The 26,434-nt window shown below is 40.0% G+C and carries 18 protein-coding genes; 8 read left to right on the top strand and 10 right to left on the bottom strand.

The window, feature by feature from the left end; all coding sequences use genetic code 11:
• Nucleotides 1-43: 43 nt before the first annotated feature.
• A complete protein-coding gene (locus tag QL984_RS11750; RefSeq protein WP_138764375.1) occupies nucleotides 44-1,543 on the top strand; it encodes a DUF2235 domain-containing protein in 1,500 nt (499 codons plus the stop codon).
• A 68-nt stretch (nucleotides 1,544-1,611) separates the two neighbouring features.
• On the opposite strand, the gene nagP is transcribed toward QL984_RS11750, so the two are convergent.
• The 5 genes from nagP to QL984_RS11775 form a co-directional block, all read right to left on the bottom strand.
• Nucleotides 1,612-2,907 carry an N-acetylglucosamine MFS transporter NagP gene (gene nagP / locus QL984_RS11755; RefSeq protein ID WP_138764376.1) on the bottom strand — a complete coding sequence of 432 codons (1,296 nt, stop codon included), beginning with the start codon at nucleotides 2,905-2,907 and terminating at the stop codon, nucleotides 1,612-1,614.
• Between the two features lie 32 nt (nucleotides 2,908-2,939).
• A complete protein-coding gene (gene nagA / locus QL984_RS11760) occupies nucleotides 2,940-4,067 on the bottom strand; it encodes an N-acetylglucosamine-6-phosphate deacetylase (protein ID WP_013462892.1) in 1,128 nt (375 codons plus the stop codon).
• Nucleotides 4,068-5,066 carry a glucosamine-6-phosphate deaminase NagB-II gene (gene nagB-II, locus QL984_RS11765; RefSeq protein WP_138764377.1) on the bottom strand — a complete coding sequence of 333 codons (999 nt, stop codon included), beginning with the start codon at nucleotides 5,064-5,066 and terminating at the stop codon, nucleotides 4,068-4,070.
• Nucleotides 5,066-5,977 carry an N-acetylglucosamine kinase gene (gene nagK, locus QL984_RS11770; protein ID WP_138764378.1) on the bottom strand — a complete coding sequence of 304 codons (912 nt, stop codon included), beginning with the start codon at nucleotides 5,975-5,977 and terminating at the stop codon, nucleotides 5,066-5,068. Before nagK ends, nagB-II begins: the two co-directional genes overlap by 1 nt.
• Nucleotides 5,978-6,140: 163 nt before the next feature.
• Nucleotides 6,141-8,831, bottom strand: coding sequence for a family 20 glycosylhydrolase (locus tag QL984_RS11775; RefSeq protein ID WP_138764379.1), 2,691 nt, complete (start codon nucleotides 8,829-8,831; stop codon nucleotides 6,141-6,143).
• A 509-nt stretch (nucleotides 8,832-9,340) separates the two neighbouring features.
• Here QL984_RS11775 and QL984_RS11780 point away from each other — a divergent pair.
• Nucleotides 9,341-10,363 (top strand): LacI family DNA-binding transcriptional regulator, encoded by a 1,023-nt coding sequence (locus QL984_RS11780; RefSeq protein ID WP_016899123.1) that lies wholly within the window; start codon nucleotides 9,341-9,343, stop codon nucleotides 10,361-10,363.
• Between the two features lie 362 nt (nucleotides 10,364-10,725).
• Entirely contained in the window at nucleotides 10,726-11,451 is a 726-nt protein-coding gene (locus QL984_RS11785) for a glutaredoxin (protein ID WP_016899119.1), read from the top strand.
• A gap of 536 nt (nucleotides 11,452-11,987) precedes the next feature.
• Here QL984_RS11785 and arfA read toward each other — a convergent pair.
• The 4 genes from arfA to QL984_RS11805 all read right to left on the bottom strand — a co-directional run bounded on the left by arfA (nucleotide 11,988) and on the right by QL984_RS11805 (nucleotide 18,491).
• Entirely contained in the window at nucleotides 11,988-12,188 is a 201-nt protein-coding gene (arfA, locus tag QL984_RS11790) for an alternative ribosome rescue factor ArfA (RefSeq protein ID WP_016899107.1), read from the bottom strand.
• A 173-nt stretch (nucleotides 12,189-12,361) separates the two neighbouring features.
• Nucleotides 12,362-14,890 (bottom strand): TonB-dependent receptor, encoded by a 2,529-nt coding sequence (locus tag QL984_RS11795; RefSeq protein WP_138764380.1) that lies wholly within the window; start codon nucleotides 14,888-14,890, stop codon nucleotides 12,362-12,364.
• 437 nt (nucleotides 14,891-15,327) lie between these two features.
• Nucleotides 15,328-16,485, bottom strand: coding sequence for an HDOD domain-containing protein (locus QL984_RS11800; RefSeq protein WP_138764381.1), 1,158 nt, complete (start codon nucleotides 16,483-16,485; stop codon nucleotides 15,328-15,330).
• The gene (locus QL984_RS11805; protein WP_138764382.1) at nucleotides 16,482-18,491 is read right to left on the bottom strand and encodes an EAL domain-containing protein; all 2,010 of its coding nucleotides are present in this window, start codon (nucleotides 18,489-18,491) and stop codon (nucleotides 16,482-16,484) included. The genes QL984_RS11800 and QL984_RS11805 overlap by 4 nt, the downstream gene beginning before the upstream one ends.
• Nucleotides 18,492-18,758: 267 nt before the next feature.
• Here QL984_RS11805 and QL984_RS11810 point away from each other — a divergent pair, with 267 nt between their 5' ends.
• The 4 genes from QL984_RS11810 (at nucleotide 18,759) to hemH (ending at nucleotide 24,024) form a co-directional block, all read left to right on the top strand.
• A complete protein-coding gene (locus QL984_RS11810; RefSeq protein ID WP_138764383.1) occupies nucleotides 18,759-19,943 on the top strand; it encodes an FIST N-terminal domain-containing protein in 1,185 nt (394 codons plus the stop codon).
• On the top strand, nucleotides 19,940-21,349 hold the full coding sequence (locus tag QL984_RS11815; RefSeq protein ID WP_138764384.1) for an ATP-binding protein: 1,410 nt from the start codon (nucleotides 19,940-19,942) through the stop codon (nucleotides 21,347-21,349). Before QL984_RS11810 ends, QL984_RS11815 begins: the two co-directional genes overlap by 4 nt.
• A 239-nt stretch (nucleotides 21,350-21,588) precedes the next feature.
• A complete protein-coding gene (locus tag QL984_RS11820) occupies nucleotides 21,589-22,926 on the top strand; it encodes an HD domain-containing phosphohydrolase (protein ID WP_138764385.1) in 1,338 nt (445 codons plus the stop codon).
• A 78-nt stretch (nucleotides 22,927-23,004) separates the two neighbouring features.
• Nucleotides 23,005-24,024 carry a ferrochelatase gene (gene hemH / locus QL984_RS11825; RefSeq protein ID WP_138764386.1) on the top strand — a complete coding sequence of 340 codons (1,020 nt, stop codon included), beginning with the start codon at nucleotides 23,005-23,007 and terminating at the stop codon, nucleotides 24,022-24,024.
• Between the two features lie 145 nt (nucleotides 24,025-24,169).
• Here hemH and QL984_RS11830 read toward each other — a convergent pair whose 3' ends face one another.
• Nucleotides 24,170-25,327 (bottom strand): benzoate/H(+) symporter BenE family transporter, encoded by a 1,158-nt coding sequence (locus tag QL984_RS11830; protein WP_290172797.1) that lies wholly within the window; start codon nucleotides 25,325-25,327, stop codon nucleotides 24,170-24,172.
• Nucleotides 25,328-25,695: 368 nt separating this feature from the next.
• On the opposite strand from QL984_RS11830, the gene QL984_RS11835 reads away from it, so the two are divergent.
• The gene (locus QL984_RS11835; RefSeq protein WP_290172798.1) at nucleotides 25,696-26,409 is read left to right on the top strand and encodes a hypothetical protein; all 714 of its coding nucleotides are present in this window, start codon (nucleotides 25,696-25,698) and stop codon (nucleotides 26,407-26,409) included.
• The last annotated feature ends 25 nt before the right edge of the window (nucleotides 26,410-26,434 follow it).

Consider the following 26,434-nt stretch of genomic DNA (forward strand, 5'->3'; position numbering starts at 1 on the left):
TATTAGCTATATAAAGTACACAAAAATTTTAAGGAAACAGGCTATGTCGGATAAAACGCTTATTTTTAATTTTGACGGTACCGGCAGTGAACCCCGAGACGCAGATCAGTTTAGTACAGAGCATTTTAAAGAAGACGCCAGTATTTCTAATATTTTAAAACTACACTTATTGCTCGGTGGTAAACTTGATGATTCTCCCACCACCCCATTTTCCAAACAGTTAAGTTTTTATTACCAAGGCATAGGCACTAAAGGCAGTCGTTTAAAACGAATTTTAAATCAAGCACTCGCCCCACGTTCAGACGATGTAGCCAGCATTTTAAATCAAGCTATTAATGATTTTAAACAGCATTATCAAAGCGGCGATACCCTCCTACTTACCGGCTTTAGCAGAGGCGCTGCATTAGCGCGGCGATTTGCAAAGTGCTTAGAGCCACTCATACATGAAAAGGTGTATTTATGTGTGTTTGATACAGTGGCCTCAATTGGCATGTCAAAAGTGAGTAAAGCCACTTGGGGTGCAGAGCATGTTATTTTTGAAAATCACACCATTGCCAGTAATGTCTCTGAGGCGCTGCACTGTGTAGCGCTTGATGAAAAACGTCGCGCGTTTGAACCGACGTTAATGAACCAGCAAGCTAACATTACCGAGCTGTGGTTTGCAGGAGCCCATTCTGATGTGGGAGGCGGCTACTATCGCGATGGACTTGCCGATATTTGCTTGCGTTATGCACTTGAGTGGCTCATTGCTCAGCCACTGTCAGTTTCATTGCTAACCAGTCATGACATCGATTACGAAAACCTTTTACCTGAGAGTAACTTGGTTGCCCAAGACGATGTGACTGTTATTCCCGATCCACTGGCGTTAAGTCATCAGCAAAATTACTTTTGGCTAAACCCATTTTTTAAACTTGTTGATAGGCAGTGCTGTGTATTAATTGACGATGAAATCAGCCACGTCGCCCCATTAATACATCACAGTGTTGCACAGCGAATTAATAAACTAACCAGCTATCGTCCTGAATCATTAAAAAAATTACATTATAAAATGATTTACAGCGACGACAGCACGTTAAACTTTATGGGACTGAGTGCCCATATAATGCTAGCCAACCAAAATATGAGTTTACTTAGCATAAACCAAAGCCAAGATGTGATGGTATATGCCAGTGAAGCCTACAACGCCACCGGCTTAATGCTTGCCCAAGGTGCGACCTACCGTTTTACACCTTATCCTAATCAATATTGGTATGACGATGGTATAAAGTGCTCTCCTTCTGGGTGGCATCGCGATAACGTGCAACTCGGCGTTAAAGAAATCCCCATGGCATTGCTTGAGCCATTTAGACGTTTAGCTACAGCGCAGTGGTTTAGTTTAATCGGTACGATTGGTCAAAGCGATGAACATGCCTTTGAAATTGCCGAAGGCGTTGAAATAACCATTAAAAAATCGGGAGAGTTTTGCCCATTTGCTAATGATTTAAGTCGTTTTTATGGTGCAAATGCCGGTAGGATAAAACTTAAAGTAACGCGATTAAGCTGATAAATAGCCCAAATAATCAGTGCACTTTATACTGCAAAGTGCACTGAGCTAGGGATAGCTGGTGGAGGTTATTGCTTTTTCATTTTATGGCCTTTCACGGCATAAAATAATATGAATAGATAACAAGGTAACAACACCGAGTAGCCTGTTTGTAACGAGGTAAAGCCACTCAGTAGCCCCCATAAAACGGGACCAAATGCACCTCCGGCAATCCCCATAATTAAAAGCGCAGAACCAGTACTAGTAAGTTTACCCAATCCTGATAATGCTAGTGGGAACACCGCAGGCCAAACAATCGCGTTTGCTAAGCCTAAAAAGGCAATCAGCAGTAAAACATCAGGCAAATTAGCGCCGCCTAAAGGCACCAATAACGCATTGGCAATAACAAACGACTGTGCATCGAGCAGTAAAATACATAATGTAATAACAATCCCTAATACAGCCGATGCGGTTAAAGCGCTCTGCTGAGAAATAAATTTAGGGATAAGTAAAATACCTAAAATATAACCAAACACCATAAACATCATAGTGTATGAGGTCATTACCCCATATTTTTCGACTCCCAGCGATAGTGCAAAAGTACCGATGGTATCGCCTGCAATAACCTCAACCGCCACGTACAAAAATATCGCAATAGCGCCTAACACTAAGTTTGGATGAGAGAGTGTTTCACGAATTTCACCCTTATCGTTTATTGCTTCAACTTCATCATTAATAAGTTCAGGTAGCGGCGACTTTTTAACCGCAAAAGCTAATACACCAATAAATATGGCCATGCCTAAGTAAGGTAAAATAAGGCCGTTGGCCATATCATCAACTTGCTCTTGGCTAAGCTCTGTGCCTACCGTACCGGTAAAGTTGCTTAAAATTAAGGCGGTAAATACCATCGGAGAAATAACCCCTGCGCCTTTATTTAAAATACCCATAATACTAATACGCACAGCAGCCGACTCTTCTGGCCCTAAACGCACTACGTACGGGTTAACCGCAGTTTGTAATAGAGTTTGACCTGCGCCCATCACTAACTGGGCTAATAAAAACAGAGGAAAAAACTGTGACATAGCAGCAGGAATAAACAGTAAACCCGCTAACATCATACACCCCATGCCAAGCGCCATCCCGTTCTTATAGCCAACTTTTTTAATTAACACGGCCGAGGGAAGCGCAGTAAAGGTGACGGCAATATAAAAGGAAAATAAAATTAACGACCCTTGAAACGGAGTTAACTGTAAAATTTGACTTAAATACGGCATTAATGAGCCATTTAGCCAAGTAGCAAAGCCCAGTATAAAAAATAATACCGCAACAATGGCCATTGGAACCACGCTACTATTTTTGGACGTATCCATAACATTGGTTGTCATGTTATTTTCCTTTATTTATATTTATTATGTTGTTAACAAACCTGAGCGCCGCCAATCCACGTGCTAATGACTTGTTGTTGTGTGTTTAATTGTACAAAATCTGCTGGACTGCCCGGTATTAATCGCCCGTGTGTGGCGGGCAACTGTAAATACTGAGCAGGATATAAACTTGCCATATTAAGCGCTTGCGCTAATGGCTGCTTTAAATGGGTTACTGTATTTCTTACTGCGGTTGCCATATCAAGCGCAGATCCTGCCAGTTCACCCGTGGTAGAGGTGAGCTTACCATTATCTAAGGTGACGGTACGGTCAAAAAAAGCAAATTCGGTGTCATTCGTACCCACTGGTGGCATCGCATCAGTGACTAAAAAAACACGACCCATTGGCTTTGCTTTTAACGCAAGCTGACATGCAGCGTAATCAACATGATGCCCATCAACAATTAGGCCGCAATAGGTGTCATCGTTTAATAATGCACAGCCTACAACACCTGGCTCACGCCCCTGTAATGGCGACATAGCATTATATAAATGCGTAAATCCGGTTGCGCCAGCATCAACCGCGCGCTGAGCTTGAGCAAAGCTTGCATTGGTATGACCTAAACAAACGTGTATGCCTACCTCACGCATTTTAGCGATATCACTTGGCAGAACATTTTCAGGTGCAACTGTTACCACCACTTTACCTAAATCTTGGCGAGATAATACCTGCCATTCTTGTTCAGAAATAGGGCGAATATAATCAGCACTATGAGCGCCTTTTTTTGCAACAGATAAGTGCGGGCCTTCAAAGTGAATGCCAATAATACCGGGAGTCTGCAAAGCAATAGCATCAGCAATGACATCGGCTGCTTGGTGCATCACTTCAACCGTGTCAGTAATTAAAGTCGGCAACATGGCAGTTGTGCCATACTTGGCATGTGCCAGCAGCATTTGTTTAACCCCAGCAACACTGCTAGTACGATTAAACAATACACCACCGCCACCATTCACTTGCAAGTCAATAAAGCCTGGCGCAACTAACCCCGTTAGGTGCTCATCTGCCTGTTGCACGTTATCATCTATTGCCGTAATAATACCCGCATCAATGCTCAACACTTTGTCGTTAACAAATTGCTCGCCATCAAAAAACTCTGCTACATGAATACGTTTTACTGACATTTATAATGTCCTTGTTACTTTTTTAAGCCCCTTAGGCTCATCAGGGTTAAAACCACGGCTTAACGCTACTTTTGCCACATCAAGATAAAAACGCTGCAATACTAAAAATGGCGCTAATCGAGGGTGTACGTTAATACCGTTTTGATTAAGGCTAATCACGTGTGCACCGCGTTTTTTAACCTCAGCAATTTGCTGCTGATGTGACTCTTTAGTTTCATCATCAACCGAGCAATCTAAAATCACTAACCCTTGCTCAACTAAGGTTACCGGACCATGTAAAAATTCTGCACTACTGAATGACTCAGCATGAATAGCACACACTTCTTTAAGCTTAAGTGCCATTTCTTTTGAGATAGAAAACCCTAAACCACGGGCTAATACCACCATGTTCTTAATGTTTGCAAACTCACTAGGCTGTAACTGAGTTGGCGAGTCTATCATTGCATCAAGCGCGCTAGGCAGCTCTTTAAGCCCTTGTAATAATGACTCATTTTGCGTCCAATTAGCAACAATATGTACCAATGCCGATAACGTGGCTAAGTAACTTTTTGTTGCCGCCACCGAAATTTCATCACCGGCTTTAAGGGGGACAAAATCATCTACTATGTCTTGCAATGGTGACGCTTCATCGTTAACCAGTGCAATACAATAAGCGCCCGCCTCTTTCGCCATTTTTGCTTGAGCGAGAATATCTGGGCTGCGTCCTGATTGAGAAATTACAATCACCACAGCGCCTTCAAGCTTTAATGTTTTACTATATACACTCGCCACTGATGGCGCTGCTGAACTGACCGGTACACCGGCTTCAATTTCAATTAAGTACTTACCAAAAACGCCAGCATGATCTGATGAACCGCGACCAATCATCATCACCACCTTAGGGGCCATATCGCGAAGCTTATGACCAATTTTTTCCACTAAAGGTTGGTTGGCAATAATTTGCTTTTCAATAACATTTGGCGTTTGCGCCGCTTCTTTTTCCATTAGGGTGTTAAACATCATAACTCCTGGCTGCTGTAATTAACGTGCTGTTGTTTAGCGTAAAGTACAGACCCCATTTCTGGTGACGATAATGGGGCTGATAAAATAGCTTGAATGTCTGGATCTAACCATGTTGTCATCACGGCTGATAAGCCACCGATAAACGAAAGCCTTGGTGGGTTTTTATCTAATAATTGACGTGCAATATCGCTTAAGTACGCGCCACCTTCTTTTAAAATGGCAATCGCAATGGCATCGTTTGCTTGTGCTGATTGAAAAACACAACCTGCAAGTTGCGCAAAAAAGGCGGCGGGTTTATTCGCAATCACTTCAACTAGTTGCATTGCATCACGCACTTCTAAATACTTCATAATCAAATTAGTAAGCGCACCACTTGGGATTAACTTGTCTAGGCTTAACAACACCTGCTGACAAGCAGTAAAGCCTATCCATGCACCGCTGCCTTTATCACCGTGTGGGAAACCATGACCACCAATCATAAACGATTGAGCATTAACGTATGAAAATCCACACGAGCCAGTACCTGCAATCATCACTGCGCCATCACTACCTTGATGAGCGCCCATACAAGCAATGAGTAAATCAGTCGTTAAATGCATAGTTTTAAATGGGTGTTGCCACTGGGTCATTTGATTATGCAAACTTGGTAAGTTAACTCCCGCTAGGCCAACCCCTGCGATTAATGCAGATAAAGGCGTCTCTTTGAGTCCTGCATCTTGCAAGGCTAAACGCGCTGATTGCTCAATGGAATGCGTTGCTTGGCTAAATCCATGTAACGGGTTACCAGGGCCTGCCACACCGGTGCCTACTATTTCATTACAGCTATTGACGATAATTGCTTTACATTTAGTGCCACCGCCATCGATCCCCACAAAGAGTTGATTGTTATTAATATTGTTGGTGATCATTTTTGCCTCTTAATTTGTTCGACCGTTTTGCAAAACACTGAAAATAAAACCGGACTGTCATACTGTATGAATCTTATACTAGCACAAATGACAGCGTTGTCATTATTTTTATTTACAAATAAATAACTTCTTTCATCTTCAATAATTTAAAGGAAAACGCACCTTATCGGTGCGTTACTTTGAGCTTTCTGCTTACACGACTTGCTGATGGAGTCTTAGAGCGAATCCATACATCTTGTGTTACTTTGACGGGTTGTTTATAGGTTTGCCATTGGCCGCTTCCTTGTTTGTATTCAATTACCAAACCAGGGTAGGCAATATTGGCGTACAACATGCCGTTCTCAATTTTTGCGCCCGCATTTGCAAGACGATAATGCACATCAGCCATTTCTAGCTTAGGAAATTCTTTTAGTCCCATTGTGGCTGCAAAAGTCTGCCATTGCTGATCGCGCTGCTGTTTTAATGCTGAGCTAAAGCGATTTGTTTGTTGGCTATAAACAAAGCCATTGTGATCATACGGTACCGCCCAATCTGCCTTATGCCATGCTCTTTGTGCCAACGATAATAACCGTGGGAAGAGCTTATATTCGGCCATATTATTGGTGCGCGTATTTTCACTCCATAACTGCCCTTGAATACCAATAAAGCGTTTATCTTTTGCCAAAGGCGCTGATACTACCTTGCCTTGCTCATCATGCTTTAACGTGTCATCAGCTACATAAGGCTTATCTTCTCTATCGAGCCAAAATTCAGCATGAATAGGTAAATTATCTGGCATAAACTGAAATATTTTTTCGGTATTTATATGCCTTGAAGCCCAGTAATAGCCGTGCTCTTGTGGGTCTGCTTCATACGGAAAGTCAAAATACAGCACATCTGGCGACGAGAGTACCACTTGCCAATTTCTATTAGCAAATTCATGGGCACGTTGATGGCCGTTCCACATTAATAAATCCCAGCTATTACCTTGTACAACCTCTGGCATATTCTCTGGATTAGTATGCGATAAACCATCGCTCCATGCAGCGGTTTCAATATTCATATCAGCCAACATATTCGCAATACGTTCAATAAAATAGCTGCCCAGCTGACTCGCTTCAGTAATTTCTAACTTATTTTGTTTAATAAAATCAGCACAAGCTGGTGAGTCAACCCACGCTCCGGCGGTTTCATCGGCGCCTATGTGATAACGGGTTAACGGATGCTGTGCATCACTGTGTATGCCTTTTACCTGTTCCATTACTTCACGAATAAACGCATACGATGAGTCTAAACACACATTAATTGTATTGTCGTTATAGTGCTGTACCGACGAATACACGGTTGTATCAAGCGGATCATAGAGTAAAAACTGCTCGGCTTTTTGTTTATCGCCTTGTTTTATGTATTTATTATAACGCGCTTGCATGGCTTTAATTGCAGCGCGAGAATGCCCTGGCATATCAAGTGATGGAATCACTTGAATATGACGCGCACTCGCCGCTTTAAGTATTTCTTGATAATCAGCCACCGAATAATAGCCGTTTGCTGCACTAGAAGTATCAAGCCCTGCACCCAACTGTGGCATTAAACATTGTTGCTCGCTTTGATCAAAACAGCGCTTTGCACCTATATCTGTAAGTTCAGGAAGTGATGGGATTTCTATACGCCAACCTTCATCATCACCTAAATGTAAATGCAGCTTATTAAGTTTATAAGCCGCCATTTGATCAAGCAGCTTTAAAATAAAGCCTTTGTCGCGAAAGTTACGCGCAACATCCACCAACACACCTCTAAACTGATAATGCGGTGCATCAATTACTTCTCCCACTGGTAACATATTACTGTTAACCTGATACAAACTCGCTAAGCTTTGCAAAGCATAAAAAATGCCCGCTTCATCAGCGGCATTAATCACAATTTCATCAGCTTTAATCGCTAACTTATAGCTGCCTTCAAATTCATCATTTTTAGTTACTGTATTAAGTGTGACCTTAATAGCCGCTGCATCATCGCTTATATTAATACCTAGTAGTGCTAACCTTTGTGTTGCGGCAGATAAGTGTGTTTTATCTATTCCTGAGTAGTTAATATTAAGCCCTTGGCTTATATCTAGCGTTTGAATTTGGCTAAATTCGCTAAAACGTGGGGTCGGAATAATTTGTTGAGCAATCACATTGCTCACTTGATTTTGCGACGTTAAATAAGCAGAAAAGTCATATTTTTCATTGCGCTCAAACAAGCGTTCAGCGCTAAGCCACTGCGTTTTATCATTCGCGGTACGTTTAAACTGACGTTCATAATCGGTGTAAGGCATAACATGTGGCAACACCTCTAACCCTGTCTCTGGGTCAATTTTAGGTTTTGTGCTTTCAATCACTTTAGCGGTGTCATTATTATTAACAACTATATAATTAGGAATTGCGTCGCTTTGCGATAATGACCAAAAGTGCGCATAAAAAGTAATCGTTTTAGTCTCACCCGCTTTAAAGCCAGTAAACCCGTCTTTAAGCTCAATGACATGAATATCGCCATTAACGCGTTTAATAGTAAATTCATCGCTAACCGCGGTTTGAATAGGTGTAATTTGACTAAAGTAAATTTTCCATTGGTCAACGTTAATCGCCGAGTTGGCGGTTAAATGTAAATACGCTTTAAAACAGTGACCGTTTTCTATATCTGGATCGCACTGTGCTGATGGACGGTTATCAACCTGCTGATATTTTATTTGTAAGGTTTTAGCAAGTAACTCTACGGCGCTATCGTTTGCAGGGCTTAGCTGAACCGATACCGTATTTTGTTCATCAACATTGCCCTGACACGCACTCAAACCCAGTGCTAAGCAGCATGCTGTCAGTAATGATTTAATCTTCATTCGCTACTTTCCCTCTGTTGTTATTAACTTAGTCACTCAAGTATCTCTTTCAGGTACTTAAATTAATCCCGCTTTTAAATCAATCACTATTCACATCTAGCAATTGCCACCTTAGCGCACACAATCCGCTACCTTAGGGTTTAAATAATAATTAACAGCGCGCACCAATTTATGACAACGCTGTCATCAAGTTGTTAATGTATCCTTTTTTTTCTTTTATAGCTACACAGAAGGGCAAAAAAGATACAAAAAATTTACATGTATGTGCTTAATATTCTTTTAAACTATTGTATTTAAATTAAATTTAAATATTACTAAATTATTACCTAAAACTTTATCTACCATTCTCACAAGAAAGGCGTATAAATTAACTGTTAATATTCAATGATGTCTTTATAATTTAGCCGTCAAATAATAAAAACCGAGCACTGTTAACTGCTTTTGCTGTAGTTGTTAACCGATAAAGATAAATTAGTACCCAAAATGATATGTAAAGGTCTATTAAGCCTATGAGAACAACAATAAACGACGTGGCAAAAGATGCCGGGGTATCAATAAAAACGGTATCACGAGTAATAAATAACGAAACCTCGGTGCGTGACAACACCCGTGAGAAAGTCATGGCGTCGGTTAAAAAGTTGAACTTTCAGCCTAACCTTGCTGCAAGAAGTCTCGCAGGAACAAAAGCTTACAGCATTGCTTACATTTACGACAATCCAAATGCCTACTATATTATAGATATGCAAAACGGCATTTTAGATGCGTGTAAAAAGCAAGGGTTTGAACTACTTATCCACCCATGCGATGCCAAAGAAGCACATATTATTGACGAAATAACCAGCATGATAAAACGCACCCGAATTGCCGGTATTTTACTCACGCCGCCATTTTCAGAGATGCCACATTTTGTTGAAAAGCTGACACAGCTTGACCTAAAAGTTGTGCGTATTTTATCGGGGCACGACGCCCCCGATACATTAACGCCCTGTATTATGATTGACGATAACCTCGCCTCTAAATCAATTACCGAACACCTTATAAATAATGGCCACACGCGCATTGGCTTTTTAGCCGGTGGCAGCGAACATAACTCCACCAAAGAGCGCTTAGAGGGCTACAAAGCGGCTTTAAAACAATACGACATTACTATAGACCCTAGCTTAATTATTGATGGCGAATACTCATTTGAATCCGGGGTTGAAGGTGCTAAAACACTCATTAATCAACAAAACAGGCCAACCGCTATTGTCTCATGTAACGATGAAATAGCCGCCGGTGCGTTATTTGCAGCCAGATTAATGAACATTGATATACCCAGTGAACTTTCTATAACAGGGTTTGAGGATAGTCCATTCTCGCGTCAAACCTGGCCAAAGCTCACTACAGCGCATCAGCCAAATAATAAAATTGCTGAAGATGCAGCCAGCTTACTGATAGCTCAAATTCGTAATGGCAATGACCGCGATATTATTAAACTATACACACCAGAACTGGTTGTCAGAGATTCAACAGCCCCTCCTATAGCTTTATAATTAATTAGCTGGCACGCGCTGCAAGTCCCCCTTCAGCGCTTAAAGCATTAAAAGCGGCCTGATTTTTGAACGCATAGCCTGTACCACTGAGTTTATTAACAATAAAACGGCACATGTTGTAAATTTTACACTTAGGGTCTGTTGATCTTTCAAGGTTATATAACTCAGTTAACCCCTCTAATACCAATTCGCTTAATTAACTGAGCTATTTTGAGGGAGGAAAATCGTGTCGATAGCAAGGCAAAAAATTTCGTTATTGAGTTGTTCTAAATGAGACGTTTTTAACGCTGTTAGCGTCTAATCTGCCCCCTCAAAATGATTAAATATTATTGCAAATTGGCATAAATATACAGGAGTAAAATATGGCCAAGTCAGCCCAATTGTATAGAATGGCAACCGATGAACATATTTGCCCATTTGGTTTAAAATCTAAAGATTTACTTGAACGTCAAGGCTTTGAAGTAGACGATCATTTACTCACCTCAAGAGCCGATACCGATACCTTCAAACAAAAATACGATGTAAAAACAACACCACAAACATTTATAGATGATGAGCGTATCGGTGGTTATGATGAACTCAGAGAGTACTTTAATAAATCCCCTGCCGGTCAGCAAGGTACAACCTATACCCCTGTGATAGCGATTTTTGCGGTTACCTTGTTGCTCAGTTTAGCCTTTTCGTTGAGCGGTGCAGGATTAAGCATGTATACACTTGAGCTTTTCGTGGCATTAACAATGGCGGTACTAGCCATTCAAAAGCTACAAGATTTAACCAGTTTTTCAAATTCCTTTATCACTTACGACTTACTCGCCATGAAAGTGATTCCTTACGCTTATGTATATCCATTTTTAGAAGCCTTTGTTGGCGTGGCCATGATTGTAGCACTTCCAGTTTACTTGGTTGCACCTATCTCTTTGTTTATTGGTAGTGTCGGCGCAATATCCGTGATTAAAGCCGTGTATATAGACAAACGCGAACTTAAATGTGCCTGTGTTGGCGGCGATAGCAATGTACCGCTTGGCTTTATTTCACTAACCGAAAACCTATTTATGATAGCAGCCGGTATCTGGATGCTAGTTAAATAATAAAAAGGCGCGATAGGTTTAAAACCTACCGCGCCCTTCATGTTTTGATAGCGAGCTAAGAGCTACGGGAAGAGCATTCCTGTTTTTATATTTTCACATTAACCCTCACTCACTTTTCTTTGTGCAAACATGTTTTAAGTGATTTATTTACAAAGAGGTTATGAGACGCTGCGCTGAAAGAGGAAATATAAAGCCATATATAAAGCGGTAACAGCGATTTTATATCGCGTCAGAATTAAAATTATTAAGTATAATTAGATGCATACAATCAAAAGTCCGTATTTTTTGTCTGCTCATTTTCTCCTCATTCTCTTCTCTTTGTGCAAACATCTTCTAACTGATTTATTCACAAAGAGGTTATGAGGCGCTGCGCTTTAGAGGAAGTAAAAAGCCAAACATAGGCCGATAGCAGCGATTTTACATCGCCCCAGGATTAAAATTATGAAGCATAGCTCTATGCTCGAAGCCCGAAGCCCGCCTTATTTCAACAAACACTTAGCCAACTCGCAACAAAAGCCCTATTTGATCGGTGCTATTTAAGCCGCGATTAAATAGGACTCTTGTCCTGCATGTTTGTTACTGCGTTTAAACGAGCCTTTACCTTTTTTGGCTTTAACCACTTGCGGTTTAAATACTTTAGAGGTCACCAGTGCTGCCAATGCGTTGTGTTTTATCACGCCGCGCCCAGTGTCTACTGCGGATTTGTTACCCGCTTTTGTTTTGCTTTTTTTCGCCATTTATTTTTTCCTATTAATAAAATGAGTATAACGAGGGATACATACCCCACAGTGTTATTGATGGCGATTGTATGCTTAATTTTCAAGCATGCAATCATTTTTAATGCTGTTTTAAATATATTTTAGCCATAAAAAAAGCGCCGTTTATAACGGCGCCTATTTAGCTTATAAAATTAAAAGCTAAAGCTTACTTTTGCGTAGTAAGTGCGACCATCAAAGCCATAGGGTACGGCTCGTAACGGATATTTAAATGCCCCATTCGAAATAGCGTTTAATACTTCATCATCGCCTAATTCATCCGGTGTTTCATCAAATACATTGTCTGCACCTACCGATAGAGCAAACATATCGTTAATTTGATAACTTACATTTAAATCCACTAATACGGCTGATTCTACCGTACTGGTTGCTTTAAATGAGCCATCTGTTGCAAGTTCAATATGGTCATTACCAAAGTACTTCACATCGGTTTCGCCAAAGTAATTAAAGCGGATCATTGAGCTATACGCGTCACGCTCATAATCAAACGTTAACGTTGCACGTTCGCCCGGCTGCCCATCAGTTAAAAAGCTACTTTGGATATCATCAAGTGCTACATTTTCAGGAATACCCGGTGCTGCATTAACACTGTCAATTTTAGTTTCGTTTAAATTACCGGCAAACGTAGCAGAGAAATTACCGTCATATAAATCAGTGCGATAGGACGCAATAATGTCAACACCCTGCGTTGTCGAATTCACTGAGTTTGAAAAGTAATTCGCTTGTACTGCACCCGTTGCCTGTAGCGCGGCAACTGCATCAGGACTAAATGCCACATCATCAGCCGATAACAAGCTGCCTAATGTAATACGGTCTTCAATTTCTACACGGTAAAAATCCACCGTTAACGATAAATCACTGGTTACATCATAAACAAAGCCCGCACTGTAGTTCGTTGATGTTTCAAGCTTTAAGTTATTAACGCCTAATGCAGCTGGAAATGCAGAGCCTGTTGTTGCTGTAAAAGACTGGCTTAATGTGCCGTCAGAACCTAAGTTAGTGGTAAACGCAGTGTAACCGCTTTGCTGTAATGATGGCGCTCTAAAACCCGTTGATAACGCACCACGTACCGCAAAATCATCGTTAAATTCATAACGCGTGGCTACTTTACCAATTATGTCGTCACCCGCATTAGAGAAATCTTCGTAACGAAGTGCACCGCTAACATTCCACGCATCGGTAACCATGGTTTCTGCGTCAATATAAACGGCGTAGCTATCGCGATCACTTTTATTTGATGCTTCAGGGCGAAGGCCGTTGTAAGCTTGAAAACCACATTGTGCAAATTGATTCGGATCGTTCACTGATGGGTATGAAGTATCTGTGTTAGCAGTGCCACACGCGTATGAGGCTTCTTCACCGGGTACAATTTCATAGTTTTCTTTACGGTATTCAGCACCAATTGACACGTACACAGGCTCACTGCGGCCAATATCAACAATCCCGTTCACATCCGCGTTGAATGTTGTTTGGTCAAACCTAAAGCCACCCGAATACCCCTCAGTTGGTCCTGCATTTGCAGCAATATCGGCATCACTTGCACCTGGGTTATTAAATAAGTACTCAGCAGCATAAGAGGCATTTAATGTATTGCGTGAGGTAAAGTCGTATTGGTTTTCACCATATACCGCCGATACATCGTAATTCCAATCAGGGTTAATATCACCTCTAAAACCGATTGAAACAGAGATATCCTGTGCTTCATTGTCTATTTGCGGTAAAAATCCATCGCTATAGACTTGAATCACGTTTTTAGATGCTTCGTTAAAGTTACGATAAAAGCCGTTACCTAGTGCAGTACGCTCAGAATAACCACCAAATGAGTAAAGCTCGCCCTCACTCATTGGCAATGCCATATTGTAAAATACCGAAGTAAATTCACTCTCTGCATTACCTTGTCCCCAACGAACTTCGTCCGATAAAGTACCTGGTGCGACATTAAGTGAACCACCGGTATCTCGCTCGGCACGATTGGTTTTATCTGCATCGCGATACTCAAGCGATAAATTAATAAATCCACCTTCGTTGCCTAGTTCAAAGCCACGGTTTAAACCGGCTGAAATTGTTTCTCCATCGCCTTCTGCCGTTTCACCGTATTGCACATAACCTGTGGTTAAATCTGTTGAGTTATTAAGTGATAAATTGATAACCCCCGCAATCGCATCTGAGCCGTACTGCGCCGCCGCACCATCACGTAAAACCTCAACCCCTTTTAAGGCAATAAGCGGGATCGCATTCATATCAGTCCCCGCAGAGCCACCGCCCACGGTACTAGTTAAACCAAAAATAGATTGATTATGGCGGCGCTTACCGTTGACTAAAACCAGCGTTTGATCTGGCTGTAAACCGCGTAATGTTGCTGGGCGAAATAAATCGGAACCGTCAGAAACTTGTGTACGAGAAAAGTTAAACGATGGCGCTGTCGCTTGTAAGCTTTGCCCAAGCTCGGTAAAGCCGCCTTTGTTTAAATCATCCGCGTCAATTAAATCAATAGGTGATGACGACTCTGTTGCTGTTCGGTTAGAAACTCGCGACCCTAACACAGATATTTGTTCGATATTTTTTTCAGCTTTAGCAGGCGCTTCTTGTGCATTAACCATACTTGGTGCACTGAAAGCAAAAGCAACCGCTACAGCCAAAGTGTTTAAACGATATGTTGACATAATGATGACCCTGTTTTGTGTATTCTTATAATGTGTGTGGGGTATATTCCTGTACCCCATTGCCAACATCCTAGCAACATACACAAACAAAAAGAAACAAAAAATTTGATAAAATTAGCATAAGAATGCAAATAACTTTAAAAACAGGAAAATAACACCTATAGAAGCTCAAAATACAACCAAAGCAGCAATTTAATATCACAGCACCAAAAGTTAATACAATGTTAATATTGAGGTTTTATTCATAACTAGTGAAAATAACGGTTTTGTATATTTTTCACTCTGAAATGAGCAAAAAACACACTCCAAATGAGGTTTTATGCGGTTTTTATAAGACTAAAGTAGATACTAAAGGTAAGAAAGGGTACTCAGAAAAACTATACATAGGTAGTTATGTAGTACTGTCCATTTTTAAACAATATTTTATACAGGCCTATTTAAGAGGTATAACTATGCCAATCAAATTCACTAATTAGATGGCAAAGTAGAGGGTCTACACCTTTTGAGTCACAGTATGCGCGTAACTGCATGGGGGAGTGTTTATCAAAAAGAATTTGCCTAACAATAAATAACGTATGATTAAGCGGAATTAACTCATTATCATCAGTGGCGGCTAAATCATGGCAACTCATTAATAAGCTACACATTTTCGTGTCGTATCCCCATAACTTTAAAACATAGGCCGAAATAAAGTTAGAACTAGCATATTCTTCACTCACGGCTTTTTCATACTCAAAAGACGCTTCACTTTCCCCTTGAGACAGCAAAATAATTTTGCCAACAAAACTCAATAACGCCACTGAAAATAATAGTTCTTGATCATGTAAGTTAAAACCTGCCTGCTTAGCAAAACGCTTAACACAACTAGCATAATTGGCGGCTATAGCCAGCTGTTTTTCATGAACATCAGCAGGAATAGACGATTCAAAATTTTTGGCAACTAATAAAGAAGTGGTGATAGCCATTAATATCGTTGTTCCGAGCCTCGACACAGCTTCATCAATTGACGATGTTGGCCTTACAAACCCAAGATAAGATGAGTTTGCAAGTTGCAACAATTTAGCAGTTATTATTGGCTCTTGAGAAACAACATGGGCAATATCATGCAAATCAAATTCATCGCTTTGTACTAACTCTCTGAGTTCTTTCAAAATAAGAGGATAAACAGGAAAGCTGATCATAGCCCCTAACTGCCTGCGCACATTAAAAGCAAAGGGTAACGACTTTAACGCCGCCACATTGTTAAAAAGTGCGGTTATGTCTGCCTCATTAAACGGTTTAGCAAGATAAGCATGCACAACATTAGGTTGTCGCATCATGGTACTCAGTGTCATATCACCAGTAAGTAATGCTCTGACTGGGTAGGGGTTTTGTGAAGAGCATTGCTCTAAAACATCCAATCCATTCATTTGCGGCATTAAATAATCACTTAATACTAAATCTAAGTCTTGCTTAGTGTTTAGCAGCTGCCAAAATTCATCAATATCAGAGGTTGTCATTATATCAACCTCTGGATAGGCTCGATGAATAGTCCTTTGTAATACTTTTAATAAAAAAGCATCATCGTCTAATATGACGACCGCTATCGAACTCATTGCGCACCTTGAGAATTAAAATGGTTTAAATAATTACAAAAATCATCCTGCTCTAAAGGCTCACTATAGTAATAGCCTTGTATGTAGTCACACCCTAACTTTTTAATTAATTCACATTGATAGGCTGTTTCTACTCCCTCAGCAACAACTTTAAGATTTAGATCATGTGACATACGTGTAATGTTACGAATCATACTTTGCATTGCTAAAGACGATTCAATATCAGTAATCAGCGCTTTATCCAATTTAACGCCATCTACTGGCAGCTTAGAAAGATAGCCAAGTGATGAATAACCCACGCCAAAGTCATCAATCAATAGCCTAAACCCCAAAGCCCTTAGTCTTATTAATTGCTGTTCGCAGGTAGCAAAATCTTCTATTAAATAGGTTTCTGTTAGCTCAAAAACCAACTGTGATGGCTCTAAATTATTGCGACTTAAGCACTCGAGCATGTAATCAATCCAGTCGGGATCATCTTTTAACTGCCTCGCAGATATGTTAACAGCCAACACATTCACACCTATATTGTTATCCCCCCAATATTTTAGTGTTTTACAACTTTGAGAAATAACCCAGCGCCCTATTGATATAATTTGACCATCGCATTCAGCAATCGGGATAAAATGAGCAGGGGGAACCCAGCCATATTTACTTGGCTCATACCAGCGAATGAGCACCTCAGCACTAAGTACTAACCCTGTTTTAATATCAACTTTTGGTTGAAAACGTAATGACAGCTCATCTTTATTTACCGCAGTTAATAGTAAACGGCTTAATTCAAAGTTCTTTTTATAATCGGCTACCAGCTGAGGATCAAAGCGAGAACAAATACGCTGCTGATCACCTACTTGGTAATTCATCGTCAACTGCATTTGATTAACGAGCTCTTTTCCCTCTAAACTATCCTCAGGAAACAACCCATACACACCATAAAGCTGCACTTGGGCATCGATATATTTACTAGGGAGTGCTTTTTTCAGATCATGCATCGCCTTATTTAGAACGGTTAAAATTTCACTATCAGATTTAATTTCAGGAACAAATAATACAAACCGATCGGCGCTCTTATGAAGAACTTTGACCGCTTTTTCTGATACGCCTTTCAGCACCTCTAGAACCAATTTTATAAGGTGGTTGCCATCTTCGCCCCCTAGCAAATCATTAATTAATTGAAACTGCGCAATACCTATATAAACCAAGGCATAACATTCTTTATTCGCTTCACACAGGGCTAAATGATGATAAAAGTCAGACTCGTTAGTCACCACTGATGGTGTTCTGGTAAGTTGGAAAATATTACTCATGCTGCTTGCGTTAATTGATAACTTTAAAAGCTGGCAAAAATCGTCATGTAAATAACGCTCAATCATAACTTCTTCGCTTTTAGCTAGATCAAAGGCGCGTGCATAATTAATAAAAAGTGTACTGCTTTGCTTGTCAATAAAAGACTGGCTTACCGCTTTATTTTGAGCTGTATCTAAATTGGCGAGGTGTTTGTTTTCGTATAAATGAATATCAGGAATGATTTCAGCGGCCGGTGCATTAAAACGATTAATAATGCCGTCATTGTCTATTTCTATTAATGCCGACATACTACCCATTAATAACTGTTCTCTTACTCTTTTAGCTCGGCGCTGTTCATATTTTACTTGCGCCTCGCTAATGTTCTCAAGTAGCTCACTATCGACCCATGGCTTTTCTAAAAAACGAAATACCAATCCCTGATTTAATAACTCAACCACAGACTTAAAATCAGCATATCCACTTAGCACTAAGTTTACGCAATCGGGCCAATTAATTTTAACTTGGCGTAATAAATCAGCGCCGTTCATTTGTGGCATTCTAAAATCAGTAATGACTATCTCAATTTGATTAGCTGCTAAGATTTCAAGCGCCTCAAAACCAGTGGATGCTGTTATTACATCATAACCAGAACGAACAAGTACTCGCTTTAAAGATTTCAATACATTAAGTTCATCGTCTACTAATAAAATTCGCAAAGCCACTATTTACACCCCAAGAAGAGTTCTAATTTACTACGCTATTTTGAAAAAATGTTATTACTCATATAACAATAACTAAAAACCTAGTTAGGTTTATACTTTTTCTATTAATTATGCATTTCTTGATTTTAAATTATCATTAACATACGCTTTATGATATTGATTGTTTTTCACACGCCACCTAATAATAGTCTAAATTGAACTTCAAGCTATTTTTAATAGCTAAAAATATCTATCGCTGTGGCAATTTTTTACTTATAAGGGGCATCTATGTTCGCCATTGATACTTTTCACTCTCACGGCAGCGATATAGATAAATTTATCCAACCTGTAAGTCAGTTCACAAACAACAACCCAGATTTGCTGCTCGGCTTTGCTACAACCGATACTATTAAATACCTTTTTAATAACCAGCCAGGCTTTTTAAAAAACACTCACAATTGTTTAATCATCTCATCATGCCTTGGGTCATCAACCAACCAAACCTTATCATTAAATGAGCAAAGTATTAGTTTATTTTCGATTATAGACTCAAATGGGCATTATGGTGTTGCTAGTTGTAATGCAGCCGATAATCTAAGAGAAAATGCTGCTCAAACCGTACTTAAAGCCATTGCTAATGCAGGCCAAGCAGGCCTCGCCCCAAAAATGGTCTGGTGCTTTCAAGTCCCAGGTAATGAGGAGCTGGTTTTGCAGGGAATTCAAGATGCTATCGGGCAGCGTATACCTGTTTTTGGAGGAAGTTGCGCCGACAACGATATTTCAGCAAAGTGGTGTTTTAGCGATACTGAAAATGTATACCAACAAGGTTTTATTATTGCGGTGTTATACCCCAGTGTAGAAACATTCGGCTTTTATAGTTCAGGCTACGATAAAACCGACCAGCAAGGTACAGTGACAGACGTGGATGGTCGTTTATTAAAAACAATTGATAACCAGCCCGCGTTTGATGTTTATAATCAGTGGCGAAAAAACATAGGTTTAAACGCCTTAACTTCAGGAAATATCCTTGCTCAATCAACAATGACCCCATTGGCAAGCGCCCTTTCTTTAAATGATGAAATCCCTCGATTACTGTTAAGTCATCCAGCGGTAGCTGAAAATGGCACGCTAGAATTATTTTCAAATTTAAGCGTTGGCGATACTATTTATTTAGCTTCGGGAAGCCCAGAGCAATTAATTAAACGAGGTGATATGGTTGTCACCTCATTAACTAAATTGGCAGAACTCCATGCCATAAAAAATATTACCGGCGCCATTATCATTTTTTGCGGAGGCTGTATGCTGTCAATTAAAGACGCCATGCAAGAAGTTAAAGAGTCTATTGCAGCACAATTACCCAACACCCCATTTATTATGGGCTTTACTTTTGGGGAGCTCGGCACATTCAGCGATTCAACAAGTAAACATGGTAATTTAATGATTTCATGCGAAATCTTTGGTGGCCCTGAATGAGTAGCAATGAAATACTGTTAGAAAAGCTACACTTATTACAAGTTCATAATTTAGCACTTGAAGAAAACCGTGCCTTTAATAGCCTGATCTTAAATGGCTTAGATGCCATTTTAAAGAACGACAAAACTGAAACCTTACTCACTGAGTTTTTTGATATTTTGCAGCAAGCCATTGCTTTTTCTGCGGCTATTTTAATTAAAATAAACCCCAGCAATGAAACCACGACGTTAATTACAGCATCGCACCCACAAAGTGATGAAATAATTACCCAACTCAAAGCACTAAATAAACCCAATAGAGACATTAAAAATGTATTTAACTTACACCAACTTCCTGATTGGCAAGTAACTGATCCTTTTTGGCATTCGCAGCATGCAATGCTCACCACCCCAGTAAGTACCAGTACAGAAAGCTACCAGCTCTATATTTTTTCTGAAACAATTGGCGCGTTTAATCAGCACGATATTACTTTAATGCAACGCTTTGTCAGTTTTGCAGGGAATACGATTTCACAATTTGAAAAACGAAATTTACTTGTGAAACAAAAAGAAATGGAGGAAAAACAAAGCAACATTGAACAAGTGCTAATCAACTCTGAAAAAATGGCTTCGTTAGGGCAAATGGCGGCAGGCGTTGCACACGAAATAAATAACCCTTTAAGCTACATTGTCAGTAATATCCAAAATTTGGCTTACAACCTTGAGCAATTTAGTCATTTAATTAACACACTCAAAGCAGAAAAAGCCATAACGCAGCAAACATTAGTAAATACACTACAGCATTACCAATTTGATGAATTACAAACAGACTCAAGCGATATCATTGCTGAAATGACTGAAGGGGCTGATCGAGTTAAAGAGATTGTTCAAGGGTTAAGGCAATTTGCTCATCCGGATCAAACCCAAATTGGCGATATTGATATAACCGAGCTCATTGATAACACATTACGTGTTGCCTGGAACGAAATTAAATATAACGCCAACGTTGAAAAAAACTACAACACCGAACCCGTTATCATCACAGGGCGTTCAACCCAGCTCTCTCAGGTATTTTTAAATTTATTTTTTAACGCCGCTCAAGCCATTTGCGACAAGGTTGGAGTGATCAGTATTACCACTAAAGCCGATAAAAAAAATGCCTATATAACTATTGCCGATAATGGCAGTGGAATTGATGAGGACAAATTAAATAAAATTTTTGACCCTTTCTATACTACAAAACCAATAGGCCAAGGCACAGGGTTAGGGCTGGCTATAAGCAAAGCAATTATAGAGCAGCATAGTGGTCAAATTCGAGTTGAAAGCCAGTTAAACCAAGGTACTGTTTTTTATATTACCTTACCTAAAAAACCCAAATTAACTGACGATGTACTCACTATTTTAAATGCTAACAAACCGATTGAATAAGCTCTATTTACAGCACTGATTTTGTGTAAGTAAGCTGTAATAATCATCGTTAACTTTAAGAGTAATATAGTTAAAATATTTGCAAACCAAGGTACTGCGCTATGGTATTTAATCCTATCCGCTGTGATTTACGTACTGCTAAAGTACAGTATCTTGATACGGCTTAAATAAATCAGTTGTTTACAAGCAAAGCTTAGACTAACTTTAGCCATTTAATACACTTTCTTATTGGTAAAAAAATGACGGACATTGACCCATTAGAGCAATTAAATCAACAACCACCGAGTATTTTATGCTTAGATGATGAAGCCAATGTGCTTAAATCTTTAGTTCGTTTATTACGCCAATATAAATTTGATGTGAGTGTTTCAACCAGTGGCCAAGATGCACTTGAAAAAATGCATGCAAAGGAATTTGACGTCGTTATTAGTGATATGCGTATGCCACATATGAGTGGGGCGGAGTTTTTAGCTAAAGCGAGAAAAATCGCTCCCGATAGCCAGCGTATTTTATTAACTGGTTTTTCCGATCTAGAGTCAACAATAAGTGCGGTTAACGAAGGAGGCATTCATGCCTATGTGCAAAAACCTTGGCAAAATGATCACTTAATTAGCGTTATCCAATCGGGTGTAGAAAAGTTTAGACTAAAAAAACAAAATGAAATTTTACAACTTCAAGTAAATCAACAAAATCAGCAGCTAAAAGAACTTAATACTAATTTAAAACAACTCGTCGACAAGCGAACAAAACAAATTAGAAGCGTGCTGAAAAAACTTGAAGTCGCTAATGAAAGTGAAAAACGAGAGCATCAATCTACTGTTGAACTACTTTATAATTTTATTAATGCAAATCCGTATCTCGATGGTAAAAGAGCCGAGAACATTGCCGGCACATGCACGCAAATAGCGCGTTACCTTAATGTATCGCAAAGAAGTATCACGCTTGCGCCTATTGCAGGGTATTTAGCTCAAATTGGTTTACTTGCTATGGACCCTGAGCTTTACAACAAACCTATTAACGAACTCAATGAAGTACAGCGCAAAACGTTTTACACCCACCCGAGTATTTCACAATTAATGCTCATGCCTGCAACGCATTTAAGCGATGTTTCTGATGCAATTTATCATCAATTCGAACGCTACAACGGCCAAGGAATACCCAAAGGGCTTGCTAAAAACGATATTCCCATTGGGGCTATGGTGCTCAGCGTTGCTCGCGATTACTGGGAGCATTATGAGCAAAGCGATCCATTATTAACTACAAAAATGCGTCATGAGGTGGCACTTAATAATATTAAGCTTGGTAGTGGCAGCTTATATCATCCAAAAATAGTAAAATCGCTTGAGGCAAGTCATGTACAGCTTATGGCCTCAGACACGTCTATTGGCTCGATTAAAGTAATTTGCGCTCAAGAACTTGAAGAGAGTATGACACTGGCAAACTCACTGCACAGCCATACAGGTATTATGCTTTTACCTAAAGGGCACGTTTTCAATTCAAAATCGATTGTGAAACTACAGCAACTCGAAGCCAAAAAGCCGACTCCGTTTAGAATTATGGTTAAAACGGCTAAATGATTGATCTAAAATGCTCTTTTATTCGTTATACTAAGCCATAATAGTTACTTTCAAATATATTGCTTGAAGGAGCACACAGTGTCGCGATTTTCTGCCGTTACCGATAATCCCCACGACGGGCGTTTTAACCAAAAAACAGGTATTTTATTAACCAACTTAGGTAGCCCCGATGCCCCCACAGCAAGCGCGTTACGTGTTTACTTACGTGAGTTTTTGTCAGATCCGCGTATTGTAGAAATACCACGTATAGTGTGGATGATCATTCTTCACGGCATCATTTTGCGTATTCGCCCAAAACGCTCAGCTAAATTATATAAAAGTATATGGACCGAAAATGGCTCGCCGCTGACTCACATTACACGCCAGCAAAGCCTTAAATTAAATGCCTTATTAAAACAGCATGGCTATACCAACACCGAAGTGGTTATGGCGATGCGCTATGGTAATCCATCAATCGAAGCGGGCCTTGAAGAGCTTAGAGACAAAGGTTTAACCCGTATTATTGTGCTGCCACTTTACCCGCAGTATTCAAGCCCAACCACAGGCTCCACATTTGATGCGGTTGCCAATGTATTAAAAAAATGGCGCTGGGTGCCAGAGCTGCACTTTGTAAATGGGTATCACAAAAACCCAACCTACCTAGAGTCACTCGCTAACAGCATTAGCGAAGATTTAGAAAAAAACGGAATGCCACAAAAAATGGTGTTTTCATACCACGGTATGCCTAAACAGTTTTTGGATAATGGCGACCCCTATCACTGCCTCTGCCAACAAACCACGCGTTTAGTGGTTGAAAAACTAGGGCTAGACAAAGATAAAGTGATCACTACTTTTCAAAGTCGCTTTGGTAAAGCTGAATGGTTAAAACCATACACAGATGCAACTCTTGAGAGCTTACCTAGCGAAGGAGTTAAAGATATCGCAATTATCAGCCCTGCATTTAGCGCCGACTGCCTTGAAACACTTGAAGAATTAGAAGGTGAAAACCGAGAAATTTTTGAAGAAGCTGGCGGCGAAAAATACCGATACATTGCAGCCCTAAATGATCGTGACGATCACATCGACGCCATGTTTGATGTGTTAAAGCCAATGCTATAAAAAAGAGAGCAGCGGTTAGGTTTTAGCTCTCAGCGTTCAGCTGGAGATTAGCCAAGTGCGGTGAAAGCTTGTAGGCGCGAGTATATCTCGCGCTTTCTCTTGTATCACTTTCTGATAGCTGACAACTTATAACTCAAAGCTGCGCTTAGCGCTTACGTGTCACTATTAATGTAATTGCTCCGGCAATTATTCCCCAACAGGCAGAGCCCACCGACCATAAAGTTAAATCTGAGGCCGTGACTAAAAAAGTAATAATGGCCGCTTCAGTATATTCAGCACTATGCAAAGACTGCTGCAAACTATTGGCAATAGTGCCAAACAAAGCAATACCCGCCAGCGCCAATACTAAGGCCTGTGGCAGGCTTGCCACAATTGCCACTAACATAGCCGCACATAACGCCATAATTATGTAAAAAACGCCACCAGCAATACTTGCCCAATAACGCTTATCAGGGTCTTTATCGGCCTCTTCGCTCATACAAATAGCCGCTGTTATGGCTGCTAGATTAATAGAATAGGTACCAAAGGGAGCCGTCACACAATTTATTAACCCGGTCACAGTTAATGACGATGATATAGGCGCCTTATAATTATGCGCTTTCAAAATAGCGAAACCGGGTAAGTTTTGTGAGGTCATAGTGACTATATATAAAGGAATACTTATACTTACAAATGCCTGCAAACTAAAGCTTGGTGAAATATAAGTAAAACTACTGGCTTGCCAATGCACGGTACTGGTATCGATATTGCCCATATACCACGCTAAAAATATACCCGCTAGAAACACACTTAGCATCGCAAAACGGGCAAAAAAGCGCTTACCAATAAAGTACACCACCACCATTAAACCAATAACTAATGGCATATCGTTCATAAAGTTAAACACATCAATGCCAAATGTGACTAATACCCCCGCTAACATGGCACAAGCCAGTTCACTGGGAATACGGTTCATGATTTTTTCAAACCACCCCGTTATTCCCGACACCAGCACCAATAAGGCTGAGAGCATAAATGCACCTATCGCTTCATGTAGGCTATAGCCTTGCGCGCTTGAAATTAGTAATGCAGCCCCAGTGGTAGACCATGCAATTAAAATAGGCACTTTATAATAAAACGACAACACAATAGAGGTACTGCCCATTACCAAGCCCAGCATTAATATCCAGCTTGCCACTAGTTCAGGTGTGCCACCTAAAGTGATCACCACTTGGTAAATCAATGCTATTGAACTTGAAAAACCAATAATAACGGCAACAAGTCCCGCCATAGTGCGACTAAGTAACTGATCAGTCCCTGCCATAATTCCCTCATTAAGAAACCCTAATGTTACAACATACTTTGCCTATTTATACTTTGCAATTTTGAATAATGAATAATGAAAAATGATCACGTTACTAAAAAAAATTATTGGTCAGTTTTGTCTTTCAAAATCATTGCAATTTAAAAAACACATGCGTACCTAAAAACATGCCACAGGGTGCGTCATTACTACAAAAAACCACACTTATTAAATCAAAAACAAATACCTAAAAAAGGTAAAGCAAATACTTACAATGAGTTATAAAAACACCCGTTAACACTTTATGGTTACAATTTAAATTTGATCTCATCCTATTCTCAATATAAAACCTAACAATTAGTTCACCAATTACCCTAAAAGAGAAACAGATGAAACGTTACATTGTTTTAATTATCGCTATTCCTTTGTCTGTATTTGCCATATATAAGCTGCTTAATAATCAGAAAAAAGTCGATGAGGTAGAAGCGCCCATTGCTATTGATATCGTTCCTGTTGATTCTGAATTTGCAAAACAAACACGTAAGCCATTGCCAATCGATATGAGTAAAGACCCTATTAAAACCGCCCCCTCAGAAGCAAAGTTAGCCGTTATTGAAAACTCATTTGACGCAATCAATAAACCTTCAACCAAGGCCAAAGAAATACTTAAAGCGGCAAAAGTACTGCCTACCGATTTACAAAATGAAGCCTACATAGAATTTGATCTAGCGGCGCTAAAAACCCTCAAAACGGGTGATAATTTTGACCTTGCAATACCACAAACCGCAGAAACCTACAGCGCTGAAATAACCAATGTAACCCATGCCAGTAACGGCGATAAAAGCATTGTTGGTCAGGTTATTGGGGCCAATGGCGCAATGCACACCACCATATTAACCGTTGGCAATGATGCGGTTTACGGTCAATTTACAGCCCCAAGTGGTAATTATGTTCTTGAAAGTAAAGGTCAATATGGCTGGATTGCAGCTAAGCGTGACCTATATAAAACACATATAGAGCATCAGGTTGGTGAACCTGCACCAAAAAATGCGGATGACATAGACCCATTTGCACCTCGTGCTGAAAACACGCCCTCTTTTTAAACAAACCTGTCAACGCAGGCAACAA

Origin of the sequence: Pseudoalteromonas sp. APC 3495 (genome assembly GCF_030407645.1) — a bacterium.
In the GTDB taxonomy this organism is placed as follows: Bacteria; Pseudomonadota; Gammaproteobacteria; order Enterobacterales; family Alteromonadaceae; genus Pseudoalteromonas; species Pseudoalteromonas tetraodonis.

Bases quoted from the DNA above. Each gene is read 5' to 3' on its own strand.
- QL984_RS11750 (WP_138764375.1), top strand. From the start codon at position 44: ATGTCGGATAAAACGCTTATTTTTAATTTTGACGGTACCGGCAGTGAA.
- nagP (WP_138764376.1), bottom strand. From the start codon at position 2,907: ATGACAACCAATGTTATGGATACGTCCAAAAATAGTAGCGTGGTTCCA.
- nagA (WP_013462892.1), bottom strand. From the start codon at position 4,067: ATGTCAGTAAAACGTATTCATGTAGCAGAGTTTTTTGATGGCGAGCAA.
- nagB-II (WP_138764377.1), bottom strand. From the start codon at position 5,066: ATGTTTAACACCCTAATGGAAAAAGAAGCGGCGCAAACGCCAAATGTT.
- nagK (WP_138764378.1), bottom strand. From the start codon at position 5,977: ATGATCACCAACAATATTAATAACAATCAACTCTTTGTGGGGATCGAT.
- QL984_RS11775 (WP_138764379.1), bottom strand. From the start codon at position 8,831: ATGAAGATTAAATCATTACTGACAGCATGCTGCTTAGCACTGGGTTTG.
- QL984_RS11780 (WP_016899123.1), top strand. From the start codon at position 9,341: ATGAGAACAACAATAAACGACGTGGCAAAAGATGCCGGGGTATCAATA.
- QL984_RS11785 (WP_016899119.1), top strand. From the start codon at position 10,726: ATGGCCAAGTCAGCCCAATTGTATAGAATGGCAACCGATGAACATATT.
- arfA (WP_016899107.1), bottom strand. From the start codon at position 12,188: ATGGCGAAAAAAAGCAAAACAAAAGCGGGTAACAAATCCGCAGTAGAC.
- QL984_RS11795 (WP_138764380.1), bottom strand. From the start codon at position 14,890: ATGTCAACATATCGTTTAAACACTTTGGCTGTAGCGGTTGCTTTTGCT.
- QL984_RS11800 (WP_138764381.1), bottom strand. From the start codon at position 16,485: ATGAGTTCGATAGCGGTCGTCATATTAGACGATGATGCTTTTTTATTA.
- QL984_RS11810 (WP_138764383.1), top strand. From the start codon at position 18,759: ATGTTCGCCATTGATACTTTTCACTCTCACGGCAGCGATATAGATAAA.
- QL984_RS11815 (WP_138764384.1), top strand. From the start codon at position 19,940: ATGAGTAGCAATGAAATACTGTTAGAAAAGCTACACTTATTACAAGTT.
- QL984_RS11820 (WP_138764385.1), top strand. From the start codon at position 21,589: ATGACGGACATTGACCCATTAGAGCAATTAAATCAACAACCACCGAGT.
- QL984_RS11830 (WP_290172797.1), bottom strand. From the start codon at position 25,327: ATGGCAGGGACTGATCAGTTACTTAGTCGCACTATGGCGGGACTTGTT.
- QL984_RS11835 (WP_290172798.1), top strand. From the start codon at position 25,696: ATGAAACGTTACATTGTTTTAATTATCGCTATTCCTTTGTCTGTATTT.